The 17,539-nt window shown below is 37.3% G+C and carries 17 protein-coding genes; 16 read left to right on the top strand and 1 reads right to left on the bottom strand.

Annotation, left to right across the window (positions count from 1 at the left end):
• Window positions 1-28: 28 nt before the first annotated feature.
• The 12 genes from H8700_RS02065 (at window position 29) to H8700_RS02010 (ending at window position 10,423) form a co-directional block, all read left to right on the top strand.
• Window positions 29-304: a pro-sigmaK processing inhibitor BofA family protein gene (locus tag H8700_RS02065; protein WP_249302695.1), complete on the top strand. Its 276-nt coding sequence runs from the start codon at window positions 29-31 to the stop codon at window positions 302-304.
• 90 nt (window positions 305-394) lie between these two features.
• The gene (locus H8700_RS02060) at window positions 395-946 is read left to right on the top strand and encodes an A24 family peptidase (RefSeq protein WP_022142328.1); all 552 of its coding nucleotides are present in this window, start codon (window positions 395-397) and stop codon (window positions 944-946) included.
• Window positions 940-1,902: a P-loop NTPase family protein gene (locus H8700_RS02055; protein WP_249302693.1), complete on the top strand. Its 963-nt coding sequence runs from the start codon at window positions 940-942 to the stop codon at window positions 1,900-1,902. Before H8700_RS02060 ends, H8700_RS02055 begins: the two co-directional genes overlap by 7 nt.
• A gap of 11 nt (window positions 1,903-1,913) precedes the next feature.
• A complete protein-coding gene (locus H8700_RS02050; protein ID WP_249302690.1) occupies window positions 1,914-3,200 on the top strand; it encodes a TadA family conjugal transfer-associated ATPase in 1,287 nt (428 codons plus the stop codon).
• Complete coding sequence (locus H8700_RS02045; RefSeq protein ID WP_249302689.1) at window positions 3,187-3,912, top strand: type II secretion system F family protein; 726 nt, start codon at window positions 3,187-3,189, stop codon at window positions 3,910-3,912. Before H8700_RS02050 ends, H8700_RS02045 begins: the two co-directional genes overlap by 14 nt.
• A 27-nt stretch (window positions 3,913-3,939) precedes the next feature.
• Complete coding sequence (locus H8700_RS02040) at window positions 3,940-5,394, top strand: immunoglobulin-like domain-containing protein (protein WP_249302688.1); 1,455 nt, start codon at window positions 3,940-3,942, stop codon at window positions 5,392-5,394.
• A 100-nt stretch (window positions 5,395-5,494) separates the two neighbouring features.
• Window positions 5,495-5,689 (top strand): Flp1 family type IVb pilin, encoded by a 195-nt coding sequence (locus H8700_RS02035; protein ID WP_022142333.1) that lies wholly within the window; start codon window positions 5,495-5,497, stop codon window positions 5,687-5,689.
• Between the two features lie 89 nt (window positions 5,690-5,778).
• On the top strand, window positions 5,779-7,431 hold the full coding sequence (locus H8700_RS02030; RefSeq protein WP_249302687.1) for a DUF5702 domain-containing protein: 1,653 nt from the start codon (window positions 5,779-5,781) through the stop codon (window positions 7,429-7,431).
• 232 nt (window positions 7,432-7,663) lie between these two features.
• Complete coding sequence (locus H8700_RS02025; protein ID WP_249302686.1) at window positions 7,664-8,218, top strand: hypothetical protein; 555 nt, start codon at window positions 7,664-7,666, stop codon at window positions 8,216-8,218.
• A gap of 152 nt (window positions 8,219-8,370) precedes the next feature.
• On the top strand, window positions 8,371-8,790 hold the full coding sequence (locus H8700_RS02020; RefSeq protein ID WP_022142336.1) for a prepilin peptidase: 420 nt from the start codon (window positions 8,371-8,373) through the stop codon (window positions 8,788-8,790).
• An 80-nt stretch (window positions 8,791-8,870) separates the two neighbouring features.
• Window positions 8,871-9,278, top strand: a complete 408-nt coding sequence (locus tag H8700_RS02015; RefSeq protein ID WP_249302685.1) for a TadE/TadG family type IV pilus assembly protein — start codon at window positions 8,871-8,873, stop codon at window positions 9,276-9,278.
• Window positions 9,275-10,423, top strand: a complete 1,149-nt coding sequence (locus H8700_RS02010) for a DUF6382 and FHA domain-containing protein (RefSeq protein ID WP_249302683.1) — start codon at window positions 9,275-9,277, stop codon at window positions 10,421-10,423. Before H8700_RS02015 ends, H8700_RS02010 begins: the two co-directional genes overlap by 4 nt.
• A gap of 6 nt (window positions 10,424-10,429) precedes the next feature.
• On the opposite strand, the gene H8700_RS02005 is transcribed toward H8700_RS02010, so the two are convergent.
• Complete coding sequence (locus H8700_RS02005) at window positions 10,430-10,849, bottom strand: protease complex subunit PrcB family protein (protein ID WP_249302681.1); 420 nt, start codon at window positions 10,847-10,849, stop codon at window positions 10,430-10,432.
• A gap of 274 nt (window positions 10,850-11,123) precedes the next feature.
• Here H8700_RS02005 and H8700_RS02000 point away from each other — a divergent pair, with 274 nt between their 5' ends.
• The 4 genes from H8700_RS02000 (at window position 11,124) to H8700_RS01985 (ending at window position 17,009) form a co-directional block, all read left to right on the top strand.
• Window positions 11,124-13,586 carry a glycogen/starch/alpha-glucan phosphorylase gene (locus H8700_RS02000; protein ID WP_249302679.1) on the top strand — a complete coding sequence of 821 codons (2,463 nt, stop codon included), beginning with the start codon at window positions 11,124-11,126 and terminating at the stop codon, window positions 13,584-13,586.
• Between the two features lie 312 nt (window positions 13,587-13,898).
• Window positions 13,899-14,915: a signal peptide peptidase SppA gene (gene sppA, locus H8700_RS01995; RefSeq protein WP_249302677.1), complete on the top strand. Its 1,017-nt coding sequence runs from the start codon at window positions 13,899-13,901 to the stop codon at window positions 14,913-14,915.
• Window positions 14,905-15,963 (top strand): RDD family protein, encoded by a 1,059-nt coding sequence (locus H8700_RS01990; RefSeq protein WP_249302676.1) that lies wholly within the window; start codon window positions 14,905-14,907, stop codon window positions 15,961-15,963. The genes sppA and H8700_RS01990 overlap by 11 nt, the downstream gene beginning before the upstream one ends.
• Window positions 15,964-16,178: 215 nt before the next feature.
• Complete coding sequence (locus H8700_RS01985) at window positions 16,179-17,009, top strand: peptidoglycan DD-metalloendopeptidase family protein (RefSeq protein WP_249302675.1); 831 nt, start codon at window positions 16,179-16,181, stop codon at window positions 17,007-17,009.
• The last annotated feature ends 530 nt before the right edge of the window (window positions 17,010-17,539 follow it).

The raw sequence follows: 17,539 nt of genomic DNA, 5'->3' as shown, positions 1-17,539 counted from the left end.
GTGAGTGCCATATTGAAGGAGGAATGATATGGAAAATACCATTATCATTGTGTTAGTTCTGGCTGGAATATGCGTTTTTTTGTTATGGGTGGGTGTAGATGCATGGAAATACATTTTGAATTTTATGGTTCGATGCCTGTCAGGCCTTGTGATCATTTACGTTGTGAATTGTGCAATACAATCTTATGGTGGAAATCTTACCGTCAAAATAAACGAAATTGCAATGGGCTTTTCGGGGATTTTGGGAATTTGGGGCGTTATTTTCCTATATGCTTTACAGTATTATTTTACAATTGTACCTTAAAAATTTTGTGAGAAAGTTACATAAAAGCAGTGAGTTGACACAAAAAAGATTTGTCTGCTATAGTTGCGGCACACGAAAGGAGGTGCTGCGATGAAAGAAGTCATCCTGCTGGTTTTGCTGATAGCAGCGATGATATCCGATCTTCGAACCGGAAAGATCCCAAATGGCTTGATCGTGTTTGGCTGGATACTTGCCTGTATCATACAGACGGAAAGTTTTGGTATGACAGGAGGCCTGATTGCTTGCAAGGATGCGATCTGTCTGATCGGTATCTGTCTTCCGGTGTTTTTATTACATGCAATCGGAGCCGGAGATATTAAACTATGGTCAGTGATTGCGGCAATGCACGGATTGGCTGTAACATGGCAGATTGCTGTGGTATTTTTTGCTATAGCAGGAAGCTGTTCTTTGATCCGGATGTTTCAACAAAAAATTTTTGTCGAACGTTTTTATTATCTGGTTCATTTTGTACATATTTGCATGAACAGGAGATGTAATGAGCCGTATGAGACAGCTGATGGAACGGAATTGCGTTATTACGACAAACAACGTGATGGCACAGGATGTGCGATAAAACTGGCACCATTTACAATGATCGCCTACGTTGTTGTTTTGACAGGGAGGTGGACAGGACGATGTTAAAGAAAATACGGCTTGCACTTTATGATAAAAGTGATTATATGAAAAATTTTATGCAATATCTTTACCGTCAAAAGTATCATGCACTGGAGACAAGATTATTTACATCTTTTGAAAATTTGCTTTGTCAGGCGAAAAAAGGAGAGATCGATGTGTTGTTAGGCGGAGAAGAAGCAGAAGAGGAGTTTACCGTGTTGCACAGTCTGATCCCGCAGATCATTCTTTTGTCAGAAGGTAATATGGTACGAGAGGATTCTGCATTTTGCAAGATTTTTAAATACCAGTCTGTGCCTGACATTATGCGGGAAGTACTGGCTGTCGTAGCGGATGATGATTCAATTGTTTATACAGAAAAAAGAGCGACGCACAAATCAGCAGAAATACTTGCAGTCTATGCCCCGTTTGGCGGCTCGGGTGTTTCACAATATGCGTTTTCCATGGCGAAGGATCTTTCCGGTAAATTCCGTACTTTATATGTGAATTTGGAAGCTTTTTATGGATTTTGCGAAATAGTAACGGATAAAAAAGGGAAGCCGGTTGAGGATTTTCGCGGAATGTCAGAAGTGATCTTTTATATCCGGCAAAAGAAAGAGAAACTGGCTTTAAAGTTAGAAAGTATCATTGTTACAGAGCAAAAGCTGGATTGCCTGCTGACAGTAGAAGACTACAGAGATCTGTTTTATATGACAAAAGAGGATATGAACAAGCTGATACAGGTTCTTTTACTGGAGACGGATTATGAAAAAATTGTCTTTGATATTGGATTTATTACAGATGCCATGATGGTCTTACTGGAAAAAGCGGACCGGATCTTTATGCCGGAGGCACGACATCCGATACAGAAGTCAAAGCAGCAGGCGTTTGAGAGACTGATTCTTCGCGAACATTTAGAACAGATTTGGAACAAGACAGACAAGGTGCCTGTATTACATAGGGAAAATATATCGGAGAAGAGGTGATAGCTCTTGTTATGACACAGGAAGAGATGACGAAGGTTATTATGGAGATACAGGAAGTAATCTTACAAAAGCTGGATATTAACAGCAGCATATCCGATCAGACCATTTTATCGCTGATCGAGGAAAGTGTATTACGGTTTGCTCATACGGTTTACCTGAGTATGGATGAGAAGAAAGAAGTGATACAAAGAACCTTTTATGCGATCCGTAAACTTGATGTGCTACAGGAAATTTTAGAAGATCAGGAGATTACAGAGATCATGGTTAATGGACCTGATCAGATTTTTATTGAAAAACAGGGCAGGCTTGAGCCATATCCCAAAAAATTTCTGAGTAAAGAAAAGTTAGAGGATGTGATCCAGCAGATTGTCGGAAAAGTCAATCGTACCGTTAATGAATCCAGTCCCATTGTTGATGTAAGACTGCAGGATGGTTCAAGAGTCAATGTTGTATTACCACCGGTAGCGATCAATGGGCCGATCGTAACAATTCGAAAGTTCCCTGCCGACCCGATCACAATGGAATATCTGGTATCCATTCAATCTATTACGATGCAGGCAGCGGAATTTCTAAAAAAACTGGTGCAGGCAAAATATAATATTTTTATCAGTGGTGGTACCGGAAGTGGAAAAACCACATTTCTTAATGCATTATCCGCATACATTCCCAAGGAAGAAAGAATTATTACAATAGAAGATTCCGCAGAACTTCAGATTCAAAATATTCCTAATCTGGTTCGCTTAGAAGTAAGAAATGCCAATCTTGAAGGAAAGAATGAAGTGACGATCAGGGATCTGATCCGTTCTGCTTTACGCATGAGACCTGACAGAATTATTTTGGGCGAAGTGCGTGATGCGGCAGCATATGATCTTTTAAGTGTTATGAATACCGGGCATGATGGAAGCTTATCGACCGGACATGCAAACAGTCCAAATGATATGCTCAAACGTCTGGAAGCCTTGGTGTTGACAGCTGTTGATATCCCGCTTTTGGCAGTTCGCAGTCAGATTGCATCAGCGATCGACATTGTTGTGCAGCTTGGCCGTTTGCGTGACAGATCGAGAAAAGTATTAGAGATTGATGAAATGATTGGAATGGATGGAACAGAGATTATTATGAAGCCATTGTATTGTTTTAAAGAGCAGGGGGAAGATGAGAAAGGCAATGTGATCGGTCAGTTAGCTGCGACCCCAAATGCACTGTATCATACTCAAAAACTCAAGGCAGCAGGCATGGAACTGCCTGAGTTATCTGATGGGTATCGGGCAGAAAAAGGAGATGATTATGCAGAACGGTAAAATACAGATTATAGGAAAAGGTTTTTTGAAAGGCTTTATAAAAATGGCAGTTGTCAGTATGCTTTTTTATCGGAATATGATACCGACTTTCGTTATTGGGAGCATTGCCGGCATGATGGGAATCCGACAGGAAAAAAAGCAGATCAGGGCAAAAGAACAAAAAGAGATAACAATGCAGTTTAGGGATGGCTTGCAAGGAATAGCCTCCGCATTAAGTGCAGGATATGCCATTGAAAATGCTTTTATGGAATCGAGAAAAGATCTGATGCTTTTGTACGGAAAAGATAGTCTGCTTGCAAAAGAATTTTTATGGATCGATCAACAGATCAGTATGAATCAGCCAATAGAAAAGATATTGTATCAATTTGCAAGGAAATGGGATATAGAAGACATTTCTTCATTTGCCCAGATTTTTCAAACGGCAAAGAGAACAGGTGGTGATCTGATCTGTATTACACGTTCCTGTGCAGAAAAAAACAGTTTGAAGATAGAAGTGGGAAGAGAAATACAGACAATGATTGCCGGGAAAAAGATGGAAAGCCGTATTATGAACGCAATTCCATTAGGTATGATTGTCTATTTCCAACTGTGTTCACCGGGATTTTTAGATTGCATGTATCGTGCAGGTGGTCGTATTGTTATGACGATATTAATGAGTATTTATCTGATCGCATATTACTGGAGCAATCGCATTTGTGATATCAGAGTATAGGACAGGCTGTTAAAGGAGGAATAAAGCGTGTTATTGGAAGAAATCTGTGTATCGGTGGGAATCCTTCTTTTGGGATTGATTGCATTTCTGGCAGTAAAAGCGGAAAAAAACGATCAAAATCCATATCGGAATATCAAAGGAAAGAAATTAAAAAGCAGTATTTTTTATGTTCTGATCCATATGAAAAAACGGATCATACCAAAACTTTCTAAAGAAAAGACAGATACATTGAAAAAAATATATCCCGGAAAGGGAATAGAGGAGATCTATTATCTTTTAGGAGAACGAATGCTGCTTTTGGGATTTTCTGTAGTAATGCTTGGAATGTTGCTTGCAGTTGGCAGCGGACTTGTGACGCCCGCAATGAATCTGATACAGGGATATTATCTGAAAAGAGATGTTGCAACCGGACAAAAACGTTATGTGGATGTAGTAGCAAAAGCCGGAAAACACCAACAAGAGATCACGATACCTGTTTTACCCGAACAGTACAGTGAAAAAGAAAGAAAAAAGAAGTTTCGTGAAGCAAAGCAATATATTGAACGAAATTATCTTGGCGGAAACAAAAGTGAAAATCAGATCATAAGTTCTTTGAATCTGATGACCACAATACCAAAGAGTGCTGTCTCGGTAACCTGGTCTAGCAGTGATCCTTCTGTGATCAAAGAAGATGGAACGCTGCTTGCTACAGATTGTCAGGAAGCAGTCGTGATCGAGCTGGTTGCTGTGATCCGGTACAGAAAAAGAACAGAATCCATATCTAAAACAGTAGTGGTATTGCCGGTACAAAAAACAAAAGAACGCTTATTCTGGGAGCAATGGCAGGAGCAGTTTGCACAAAATGAAAAAGCCTCTAATACCACAAAGTATCTTTTCTTGCCGGAACAGGTCGGAAAGCAGAAAGTGTCGTATCAGGAAAAAGTCAGACAGTGGAGCAGTACGATTCTTTTGTTGACCTGTATTTTACTGCTGCTTGTTCCTTTTAGAGAAGGGAAAAAATTACAAAGTGCCATGATAAAAAGAGAAAAACAGTTAAAAATGGATTTTCCGGAAATGATAGAACGCTTTACTTTATTAGTAGAAGCAGGACTAAGCGTGAAGGGTGCATGGCTTCGGATCACACAGGAATATGAGAAAAGAGAAGAAAAAAATAAAGTCCACTATGTATATGAGGAAATGATCCTGGTGGCCAGAGAGATGGAAAATGGGATGAGTGAAGCAAAAGCATATGAATTGTTTGGTAAAAGAACAGGATTGCTTCCGTATATGAAGTTTAGCACTTTGCTGGTACAAAATTTGAAAAAAGGAACAACAGATCTGATCCGTCTTCTTGATTTTGAAGTGGAAGATGCTTTTCATGAAAGAAGAGAAAATGCAAAAGTATTGGGAGAAGAAGCAGGGACCAAATTGCTGTTTCCGATGATGTTAATGTTGTCAATTGTTTTTGCACTTATTTTATATGCAGCATTTCAAAGTATGTAAGTACAAAGCACCATAAAGTATTGCATAAGAAATAACAGAACCGGAGAAACGGTTAGGTTAGAACATGAAAATGACAGATATTGATAGGAGGACAAAGCTTATGAAAGTAATCAGAGAAGTTTGGCAGGAAGAAGATGGAATCGGTGTGGTTGAGATTATATTGATCTTAGTGATATTGATCATGATCATTGCAATTTTTCGAAAGCAGATTGTTGATATTATCGGAAAAGCCTTTAAACAGATCAACAGCAATGCATCGGATGTTAATTCTAAAATTGAATTACCAAAAGAATAACAACAGTCTGTACTTTCGAAATTCGATCGAAGGGATTCGTTTTTGAGAAGATGCCGAGAGTACATCAGTAAACGGAAAGGAGGCTGCGAATGGATCAAAAAGAAGGCGGAAGCATTACAGTTTTTCTTAGTATTATTTTTCTTTTGTTTTTTGCAATGTTTGGCGTGACTTTTGAAAATGTCCGCAGCCTTATCAATGCCGGACATGTTCGTACGTCTGCCTATTCTGCAGCTGTAACAGCATTTGGTGACTACAACAAAGAGTTGTATCGGGAGTATGGTTTATTTGGGTATGGCGGCGCAGAAGGAAAGAATGTTTCTGATCTGGAGTTTGCGTATCAGAGGGTTCTGTTTGAAAATCTTAGTGCAGTGCCGGTTAAGAAGGACAAGCAATATGTGGATCTTTTTGGATATCGGGATATCGATGCTATTGTAAAAAAAGCAGATTATATTACAGACTCTAATGAATTTTTAGGTCAGGTGACAGCTTTTTTGAAACAGGAAGCAGTAATGGACATCAAAGATACTATTGACCAAAAGATACAGACAGCGGATAAGAACGAAATACAAAGTAAACTTGCCGTGACAAAAGATTATGAGCAGGGAAAATACGAGCAGTCTGATGATAAAAAAGCCACAAAAGGCAAAAATGCTGCAGAAGAAAAACAAGAGATCAGTCATGACAAGACAGATTCTGCCGGTGGAAATCCGTTAAAATTTTTCACCAATTTGGCAAGAGATGGGATTTTAGGACTTGTGTGCGATGAGGATAGAATGACAGATGGCGTTATTACTTCCTGTCAGGAGAATGACAGACCTGATCAAAAGGATGAGGATGACAAGAAGAATAAAGAGGGCACAAAGAAGGCAACTGATATAAAAGATATGCAAAGAAAAGATGCGAAGTCAGAATCGGAGGCTGGTGCCATTTTGAGTGACTTTATCAGTAAAAATCAAAAGCAGGAGGATGAGAGGGAAAAAGTAAACAGTCCTATAGAAAAAATAAGTATAATTCGTTATGCCAATAAAGTCTTTTCTTCTTATACAAATGAGCAGAACCGGACAACGAAATATGGTCTCGAATATCTGATCGGGGGAAAAAGCAGGGAAAAAGATAATTTAATTTCTGTGATCAATCGGTTATTAGTTGTTCGTTTGCTGTTAAATTTTACATGTGTTATGAGTGATGCGGCTTTTCAGGAAAAGAGTCTGGCTACAGCAACTGCAATTGCAGGAATTACCGGTCTTCCACCCGTGATCAATGCAATACAGTATACTATTTTATTAATTTTGTCATTTGAGGAAGCCTGTGTGGATGTTCGAGCCCTGTTGATGGGAAAAAAGATTTCTGCTTTGAAGAAATCATCTGATTTTCAAATGAAATATGAAGAAATCTGCATGGGGTCGAAAAAGTTATTTACGCAAAAAGCCAATGTATATCCAAATGATGATGGAAAAAAGGAGATATCGTCTATATCATATTCGCAGTATTTATGGAGTTTTCTTTTATTTGTTTCGCAAGATACGATTGAAAAAAGAATTTTTAGTCTGATCGAATATGACTTGAGAGAGAAATATAACCGGACATTCTGCGTTCATACCTGTATTTGCAAATGCAGATATAAGGTCAACTATCAGATACCATATCAGTTTTGTGAACTGCCATTTCTAGAGAACTCTCTTTTTCAAACAAAATATACCTATAAAAGTCTGGAGGTGAATTATGGATATAAAAGTGAATAGGGGTGTCCTTCGCTTTGTAAAAATGAACCATATTACAGAAAAAAACCTAAATGTGAACAAGGAAGCTCCCCAAAGTTTCTCCTCCAAATATCAAAGAGAAGGATGCCCCTGTGTGCTTTTGAAAAAGGGAACATTAACGGTGGAAGCTGCTTTTTGCGCAACAACATTCTTTTTAGCCTTTTTTTCCCTTTTATATTTGTTTGAGCTTGTATTTATTCAAAGCAGAATGGAAATGACATTAGCACGGGCAGTTGCCCGGTATCAGACATATGGAACAAAAGCAGGAATGATAGAAATGCTTTATAAAGAAAAGGCTGTCATTCGATGGGATGATGAACAAAAAATATGTAGTGTTGCAACAAAACATAAGATTCCGTTTATAGGAAGTTCGCAGTTTAAAATATATTCTTATCGTCAGATAAAATATCATGATTATACTGGAAAGAGCATGGTTTATGAAGGTGATGGAACAGAAGAATTTGTATACATTACAGAACATGGAAGAGTTTATCATAAACAGCAGAAATGTGTATATCTTTACCCGGATATTCAAAGTGTTCTATATCAAAATGTATATAAAAAAAGAAATGCTTCCGGTGGAAAATATGGTATCTGTAAAAGTTGTTGCCGTAATATGGAATTGACGGCAGGAAGACTGGTTTATATTACAACATATGGCGATTGCTGTCATGCAATAAGATCATGCTCTAAATTATTGCGAACACCGAGAAAGGTGCCAAGAAAAGATGTTGCGGATATGCCGGGGTGCAGCAAATGTGTTAAATAGCAAGGGGCTATAACATGGAAAATAAGAGCTGTGCGAATGTGAAATATATGATAACCGATTACATATCAGTTTTTTATAACCTGAAAAGATAAGATTAGTGTAAATGAGAAAAAAGAACTTTACAGGCAGAAAAGATACGGGAAGGAGTTTATATGGAATATGGTATTCAGGCTTTAGCAGGGATTGGAATGGTCTTTGCGGTTATTACAGATCTGTGGCAGAAAAAAATTGCAGTGTATGTTATCTTTACGATTACAATAGTATTGCTTTTTATGCAATTTTGTAGTGGAAACGGATTCATATGGATCTGTTCGCTAGGAAGCGGCAGTATTTTTTATATGATCAGTTTGCTGACAAAAGAAAAAATCGGAAAAGGAGATGCTTTTTTATTTGGAATGACAGGAGCAGCAATGGGATTATGGAAAAATGTCATGATCATTTATATCAGTTTTATGATTGCTTTTGTTGTTGCATTATATCTGATTATTTTACGCAAAAAAAATAAAGAAACCGCGTTTCCGTTTGCACCATGTATTGGGTTAGCATATTTTCTGGTGCTGGCAGCAGGATAATGGGATGAATTGCCTGGCGATAACCGGGAGAAAGGATAAATTCAATTACCGGCTAAGGCAATTGGATTATATATGAGGATATGCTTTGGAAAAAAGAAAGAGGGAGTTATACCGTAGAGGCAGCATTTATTGTTCCGATGGTTCTTGGAATTGCATTTATGATCCTGTATCTGATCTTGTGGCACCATGACAGATGTGTTTTACAGGCGGATTTGCAAGACCGAGTCTTTTTGATGGCAGAGAAAGAAAAGAAAGAGTCAGGACCTATAGAGGAACTTCAAAAAAAGATGTGGATCATGATTATAGATAAAAAAGAGATATCTTCAAATGTTCTTTTGATCAAGGGAAAGGTCGCAGCACATTCCCGTGTGAACATTCCATTGCTTACTTTTATGCTTCATGGTAGTCAAAAAATAGAATTAGAAGAAACATATCCGGCAAAACAACCGGATGAAGCCAGAAGATATCGAAAAAAGGAGGAGAAATGAATAAAGAAGGATTGTATCTTGATCAGGAAAAAAAGCAGGTGGTATGGACAATGCCGATCGAAATAGTAAAAGAAGATGAATTGACATGGAATATGCTGCAAAATAATTCTATAGATGGTTTCTTAGAACTTGAATATTATTGTATAGATGACAAAATGTGTCTGTGTTATCCATATCAAAATTTACAATCGGTTTGCAGCTATTTAGAAAAGAAGAAAGCAGATCTTTCTTTTTTTCGACTGTTATTTGAAAATATTGCAAAACTGATGGAATCCGGTGCATCATTTTTACTTCCTGAGCAGGGGTATCTTTTAGACATTGAGATGATCTTTATCGATCATGTGAAGAAACAAGTGAAGGTGTGTTATCTTCCGGGACAAAAAGCCGTAATAGAACAGCAGATGATCCGTTTGGTAGAAATATTATTAGAAAAAGCAGATCATCATTCAGAAGAGGGTATCCGATTTATTTATGGTCTATATGATATGTTTGTAACGGAAGGTTTTTGCATAGAGAGACTTCAACAGTTTTTAAAGGATTTTTCGATAGAAAATATAAGAAAAAGAGACAATGTTACTCTAAAAAAAGAATTTGATCATACAATAAAAGAGTCGTTTCAAACTAACGGTCGGAATGAAAATGATTTGGATTTGGAGAAAAGCAGAAAATGCAATGCTTATCCGCAACAATCGGTCGGACAGGAAAACAAAAATATATATTATACACAAGAAGAAAAGATAAAATCACAAAAAAATAGTGCATCAGACAAAATACGATTTCAATTGCAATATGTACCATCTTACAAAGAAGAGAAAACTAAAAGCTTATTTTGGCAAAAAAGAAAGAAAAAATCGTTGATTGATTTTTTTATAGCAGCTTGCAGGTTAGAACAATATGAAAGCAGTCTGGATGAAATCAGCATTGGAAGGGATCAAAAGTGCGATTACAGCATTGCATGGGAGAGGATCAGTATGCAGCATGCTCATGTAGGGATGGAAGAGAACCGGTTTTATGTAATGGATATGGATTCTGCATATGGTACATATATCAATGGAGAAAAAGTATCCGCATTTGTCAAAACATTCTGTCATACAGGGGACATCCTGACATTTGCGGATATTTCATACCGGATATGCGGGAGTTAAACAGCCTTAGCGGAAAACAACAGGATTTTCACGGAATTCTGTTTTGATAATAATATAAGGGTAGGAAGGCAATGTTGAGAATGTATCATCCTTTTTCGGACCCAAAAGTTCCGTATCAAAAACAAGATCATCATTGGATTGATAAAAATCATTTACCGTAATACTATACCCACCGGTGGGCTGTTTTCCATATCCTTTCACGATATAAAGAGATGCGTTATCAGAAAAAGTCAGTTCAAAAGGATTCTTTTTCCGCTCTTTGATCAGTTTATTCAATTCTTCGGGAACGTCTCCTGCAGATACAACAGTGAAATCAACATCATTTGTTTTAGCGGGTTTTGTATTTTTGCCACATCCTGAAAGAGAGAAGAGCAGCACGAACAGACAGATAGCACAAAAAAGAGAAAGACATTGTTTTTTAATCATGACTATATGATCCTTTGGTGTTGTTACTTAATAGATATGAAAAAATGAAGTAAAATATGCCGGATGACAATAGAGTTTTCTTTTTGCAGAATCACTGTATCCATGATAACGGTAATAATCTGATATCAGGAAGAACAGAAAATACGTATTGTTCGAAAAAAGCATATTCAGTATATATTATGGATAAAATATTTGGTAAAAATTGCTTTTTTGCATATTGTGATATATAATAAAATCTGTATTCTTGACAACAGCGTGCAAACAGGAGGGACAAATGAAGGAACTTAACAAAGAGGAATTCAAAAGTGAAGTAGAAGATTACGTGAAGGTATTGTTCCGTAAATCAATCAAAGAAGCGGATGATCAGCAGATTTTTCAGGCTGTGGCATATGCAGTAAAGGATTTTATTGTAGATCAGTGGATGGCTACACATAGAACTTACGAAGAAAAAGATGTCAAAACCGTATATTATCTGTCAATGGAGTTTTTGATGGGTAGAGCGTTAGGAAATATTATTATAAACTTAAAAGGAAATCAGGCAATCAAAGAGGCGATTGAAGAGCTTGGATTGAATTTGGATGTGATTGAGGATCAGGAGCCGGATGCAGCACTTGGTAATGGTGGTCTTGGACGTTTGGCAGCATGTTTTCTTGATTCACTTTCTACATTGGGATATGCCGCATATGGATGCGGTATCCGTTATAAATACGGTATGTTCAAGCAGGTTATTGAGAATGGTTATCAGATAGAAAAGCCGGATGACTGGTTGAAATATGGTAATCCGTTTGAAATTAAACGTCCGGAATATGCAGTTGAAGTTAAATTTGGCGGTTATGTATCGATCAAAAAGGATGAAGAGACCGGACGTAACAAGTTTGTTCAGGAAAATTATCAGTCAGTTTTGGCTGTACCTTATGATCTTCCGGTTGTAGGATATAACAATAATGTGGTAAATACGCTGCGTATTTGGGATGCAGAAGCGATTGATACATTTAATCTGGATTCATTTGATAAAGGTGATTATCAGAAAGCAGTTGAACAGCAGAACCTTGCACGTACAATCTGTGAAGTTTTATATCCAAATGATAATCATATGGCAGGTAAAGAATTACGTTTGAAACAGCAGTATTTCTTTGTGTCAGCCAGCGTACAGCGTGCCGTTATGAAATATATGGAGAAGCATGATGATATCCGTAAGATTCATGAAAAAGTATGCTTCCAGTTAAATGATACACATCCGACTGTAGCAGTTGCAGAATTAATGCGTATTCTTGTGGATGAATACAATATCGAGTGGGATGAAGCATGGCACATTACGAATAAAACATGTGCATATACAAACCACACGATCATGTCAGAAGCACTTGAAAAATGGCCGTTGGAATTATTCTCAAGACTTCTTCCTCGTATTTATCAGATTATTGAGGAGATTAACCGCCGTTTTGTACTGGATATCCAGCGTGCATATCCTGATGATTATGGCAAAGTGGAAAGAATGGCTATTATTTATGATGGTCAGGTTAAGATGGCTCATCTTGCGATCGCTGCCGGATTTTCAGTAAATGGTGTGGCTCGTCTTCATACAGAAATTTTAAAGAATCAGGAATTAAAAGATTTCTATCAGATGATGCCTGAGAAATTTAATAATAAGACAAATGGTATTACACAGCGTAGATTCCTTCTTCATGGTAATCCTTTACTTGCTGATTTTGTTACAAAAAAGATTGGTGATGACTGGATCACAGATTTGAAGCATATTGATGAATTGTCTGTTTATACGGATGATGAAATGAGCCGGAAAGAATTTATGAATATCAAATATCAGAATAAGGTTCGTCTTGCTAAATATATCAAGGAGCATAATGGAATTGAAGTCAATCCACGTTCTATCTTTGATGTTCAGGTTAAGAGATTGCATGAATACAAACGTCAGTTATTAAACATTTTACATGTTATGTATCTGTACAATGAATTAAAGAAAAATCCGGATAAAGAATTCTATCCAAGAACATTTATCTTTGGTGCAAAAGCATCCGCAGGATATCATAGAGCAAAATCGATTATTAAATTGATCAACAGTGTTGCAGACGTTGTCAATAACGATAAGTCTATTGATGGAAAGATTAAGGTTGTCTTTATTGAAAACTATCGTGTTTCTAATGCAGAGATCATTTTTGCGGCAGCGGATGTATCTGAGCAGATCTCTACTGCCAGTAAAGAGGCTTCAGGAACAGGTAACATGAAATTTATGTTAAATGGTGCCGTAACGTTAGGAACAATGGATGGTGCCAATGTTGAGATCGTAGAAGAAGTTGGTAAAGAAAATGCATTTATCTTTGGACTTTCTTCTGATGAAGTCATTGCTTATGAGCATAATGGTCAGTACAATCCTAGAGATATTTATAATACAGACGGAGATATCCGTGCTGTCCTGACACAGTTAGTAGATGGAACATATTCAAGTAATCTGGATGAGTTTAGAGATATCTACAATTCATTATTAGACGGTCAAGGTGGTCGTCCGGATATGTACTTTATCTTAAAGGATTTCCGTTCTTATGCAGAAGCACAGGAAAGAGTAAGTGCTGCTTATGCTGATACAGCAAAATGGGCTAAGATGGCAATGTTAAATACAGCAAAATGTGGTAAATTCTCATCTGATAGAACAATTGAAGAGTATGCACAGGAGATCTGGCATCTTGAGAAAGTAAAAGTAGAAGTTACAACAGAAGACTAATTGATGCAAAGTGCTGTATATCGTTTTGATTTATGTCACATATCAAGCAGGCTGTCAAAAGATTGATGTTTTTTGATAGGAAAAAAATTTGACAGCTCGGTCATATGTAGATGAAAAGAGGTAAATTCAGAAAACTGGAATACTCTTTTCTATATAGCAGAATGGGATTTTGCTATGTGGAAAAGAAATACAGCATCCTCTGATTTGCCTCTTTTTTATGGAATAGGAAAATGCTTGTACAGCAGTGGTGCATCAACAAGAATTGCTTTAGCACTTTTTTATAGAATAGGGAATTACAGATTGGAGATCGCAATGAAGAAGAAACAATTAATTAGTATTATAGTCACAGGAGTCGTGATCATAGCAGTAGGTGTTGTTGGTGTAGCGACAAACGCTGTATCGAAAAAACTGTTGGGTGATGATACAGAAAATTTAAGTTCAACAGTTGAAAAATACATTTCCGATGCAGCATCTTCTGATGTTGAACTGCCGGAAGAAGACTTTATTGGTGTAATCAATATAGTTGGGGAGATTGGTGCAAGCTCTTCACAGAGTTTGACTTCAGATTCTTCTTACAATCATGAGCTCTATATGAATTATATTGATGAAATGATAGACTCTGATGATAATAAAGGTATTTTATTATACGTAGACAGTCCGGGTGGTGCTGTTTACCAGTCGGATGAGTTATATCAGAAAATTATGGAATATAAGAAAAAAACAAAACGTCCGGTCTATGCATATTTTGCTTCTGAGGCCTGCTCCGGTGGTTACTATATTTCCATGGCAGCAGATAAGATTTATGCAAACCGAAATTGCTGGACGGGTTCGATCGGTGTTATTGTATCATTAACGAATTGCAAAAAGCTTTATGATAAACTGGGAATCAAGGAGATTGATATTACCAGTGGAAAGAACAAAGCGATGGGAGCAGCCGGTCTGGATCTGACACAGGAGCAAAGAGATATTTTACAGGGGCTGGTTGATGAGGCATATGACCAATTTGTTGATATTGTCAGCAAAGGACGTAATTTAGATGAGGCGAAGGTACGTGAGTTAGCAGATGGACGTATTTATTCTGCAAAGCAGGCAAAGGAAAATGCACTGGTTGATGTGATCTCTACAGAAGCAGAGGCAAAAAAAGAACTCACAAAGAATATTGGCTGTGATGACGATATTACGTTCTTCGCTCCTGACAATGACTTAAATGGATTTTTCAATTCTTTGTTTGGCAAGATCGAAAAAATCATGCCAAAATCCAATGTGGAACTTGCAACTGATATCGTTGAGAATAACGGAAATGGGGTGTTAAAATATTATGCAAAATAACACACCAACACAGGCGCAAGATCGGGTATATGCCGGTTTTTTTGTACGGTTAGCAGCATATCTGATTGACTGGTTTATAGTGGGAGCAGCATTATTGGTTGTGCGTATTCCAATGTGGATAGCTTCACTGGCCGGTGGAGCAGATTTTATGTTTCAGGACTTTATATTCACATATTCTGCATATGATATATTGATTTATGTTTTAAAGGTGGGTTATTTCGTGATAATGACTTATCTTACCGGTGCAACGGTTGGAAAAAGATTATTACAGATCAAGGTGGTTAGCACCGAAGATCGTAAACCAACCTTTTTTGAAATAGCATTTCGTGAAAGTATAGGAAAATTTTTATCAGGACTCGTTTTGTATGTCGGTTATTTTATTATTGGTGCAGACAAAGATAAAAAGGGGTTACATGATATTTTAAGTGATACTCGTGTCATCTATTATCACAAAAAGACAATTGTAATCCCACCACCGGTTGAATATCGTACCATTCAATTTGGGCAAATGCCAAATCAGAATTTTACAGCAGGTCAGAATCAATCAGATCAGTATAGGTCAAATCCAAATGGCTATCAGCAGATGGATTTGACACAGGTGCAAGGGGATAAAGAAAATCCGTTTGTTGCTGTACCAGGTTCGCAAAGTAAGGAAATTATGCCAAACAATGCGGTTGTACAAGGTCAGCCAATGACAACACAAGATACACCGGATCAAGACTGGTCGACTATGCCAGGCGATGTGCCTATACAAAGCCAGTCAACTACAGAACAGGATGCACCGGATCAAGACTGGTCGGCTATGCCAGGCGATGTGCCTATACAAAGCCGGTCAACTACAGAACAGGATACACCGGATCAAGACTGGTCGGCTATGCCAGGCGATGTGCCTATACAAAGCCAGTCAACTACAGAACAGGATGCACCGGATCAAGTTCATTCAGCTATGTCAAGTGATGCATCTGTACAAAATCCGATCAATTCAAAACAAAATTCCGATGAATATGAGACGAAAACAGGCATGCTTAGAGACGATTTCTGGGATTAGAGATAAAAAAGTAACAAAATTAAAATCGCAGCAATTTGGTTCTTTGTCAAGGGCTGGAGTAAAACCTCAAATTAGAATCGAAGAAATATCAAAAGAAGATGTTTCTTCGATTTTTTTGTATAAAATTCCTTTTTTGGTACAAAATACAAATAACATCAATGTTATTTTATGAAAGTATTGAAATGAAGATTCGATTTTGTAGGGAGGTAGTTCGTATGTTTGAAGAGAAGGAATCATTTTGGCAAAAGAAAGGTTTTTACTTTTCTGCTTGTCTCTTGCTGGTTGGTGTGATGGCAGTCGGTGCAATCTGTTATCGTCAGGCAAACCGGAAGAATACTGACAAAATGATGGCAGATATAGCAACGGAAGAACCACAAGAAACAGAAAAAGCTGCTGCATCAGAAAAAGAAGCAGTCAAAGCTGCAAATGCACAGGTGACACCGAAAAGCACGCATAACAATGATAAAAAAACATCGCAACAGGAAAAAAATACTGCACAGACAAAAGTAGAAAAAACGGGCAACAAAACGAAAAATGGACAGACTTCTCAAAGAGCGACTGCAAAAAAAAGCGGCGTTAAAAAGGCAAAAACAAAGGAAACATCAGCTAATATTACTCAGAATAAACTGTCTTTTAATGAAGAAAGTGGTTTATTGTGGCCGGTGACGGGAAAAGTGCTTCTGAAGTATAGTATGACGAATACTGTATTTTTTAAGACATTAGCGCAATATAAATGCAATCCGGGAATTATGATTGCTGCAAAAGAGGGAACGGAAGTAAAAGCAGCATCGGATTGTAAGGTAACAAAGATCAGTAAAGATGATGAACATGGAACACTGATCACAACAGACATTGGGGACAACTATTCTGTAACGTATGGACAGGTAGATCATCTAAAAGTCAAAAAAGGCGATGTCGTTGAGGAAGGAAAAATTATTGCTACCGTTGCAAAACCGACAAAGTATTTTACAAAAGAAGGAGCTAATCTGTATATGCAGGTTACAGAAGGAAAGAACACCGTCGATCCATTGTTCCTTTTGCGATAAAGTGTATAGAAAGATGTAGATATTATTTTAATCTCTTGTATTATTTATAATTTAACAGCTATATTAAATTTTTTTTGGGAAGCTGGAAAATATTTTTATGCAGTATTTTGTGTTTATGAGAGAAATACAAAATGCTGCTTTTTTTATGGAATAGGAAATTGTTCGTACAGTAGCGGTACACAAAGTTTAATGTTCCACTAAACTTTTGACAAAGCGCTGGCTTTGCACTTTTTTATTATTCTTGTTTCATGTCAATGAGGCTATGGAAAGAGTATATCTGTCTGAGAAATTGATGACTATATATCGTGTCTGGGAAAATGACAAAAAAGAATGCAATAATAGCGAAGTATTTTAACATAAATCTCTGAATTGTGTTAAAATAGCAGTATGTTACAAAATTGTTTTGCTGATAAGTTTAGTTAAGCTTATTTTAATTTATTCACTGGACTTATTTACCGGGAAATGTTTTGTATGCGGGAGCGGCCTGAGCGAACAAGTTGATTTTTACAAAGCAGAAATTAAGTTCTAAA

The organism is Jutongia hominis, from assembly GCF_014384965.1.
Taxonomy (GTDB): domain Bacteria; phylum Bacillota; class Clostridia; order Lachnospirales; family Lachnospiraceae; genus Butyribacter; species Butyribacter hominis.
The sequence above is the reverse complement of the archived record's forward strand: the minus strand, read 5'-3'. Positions and strand labels throughout refer to the sequence as shown.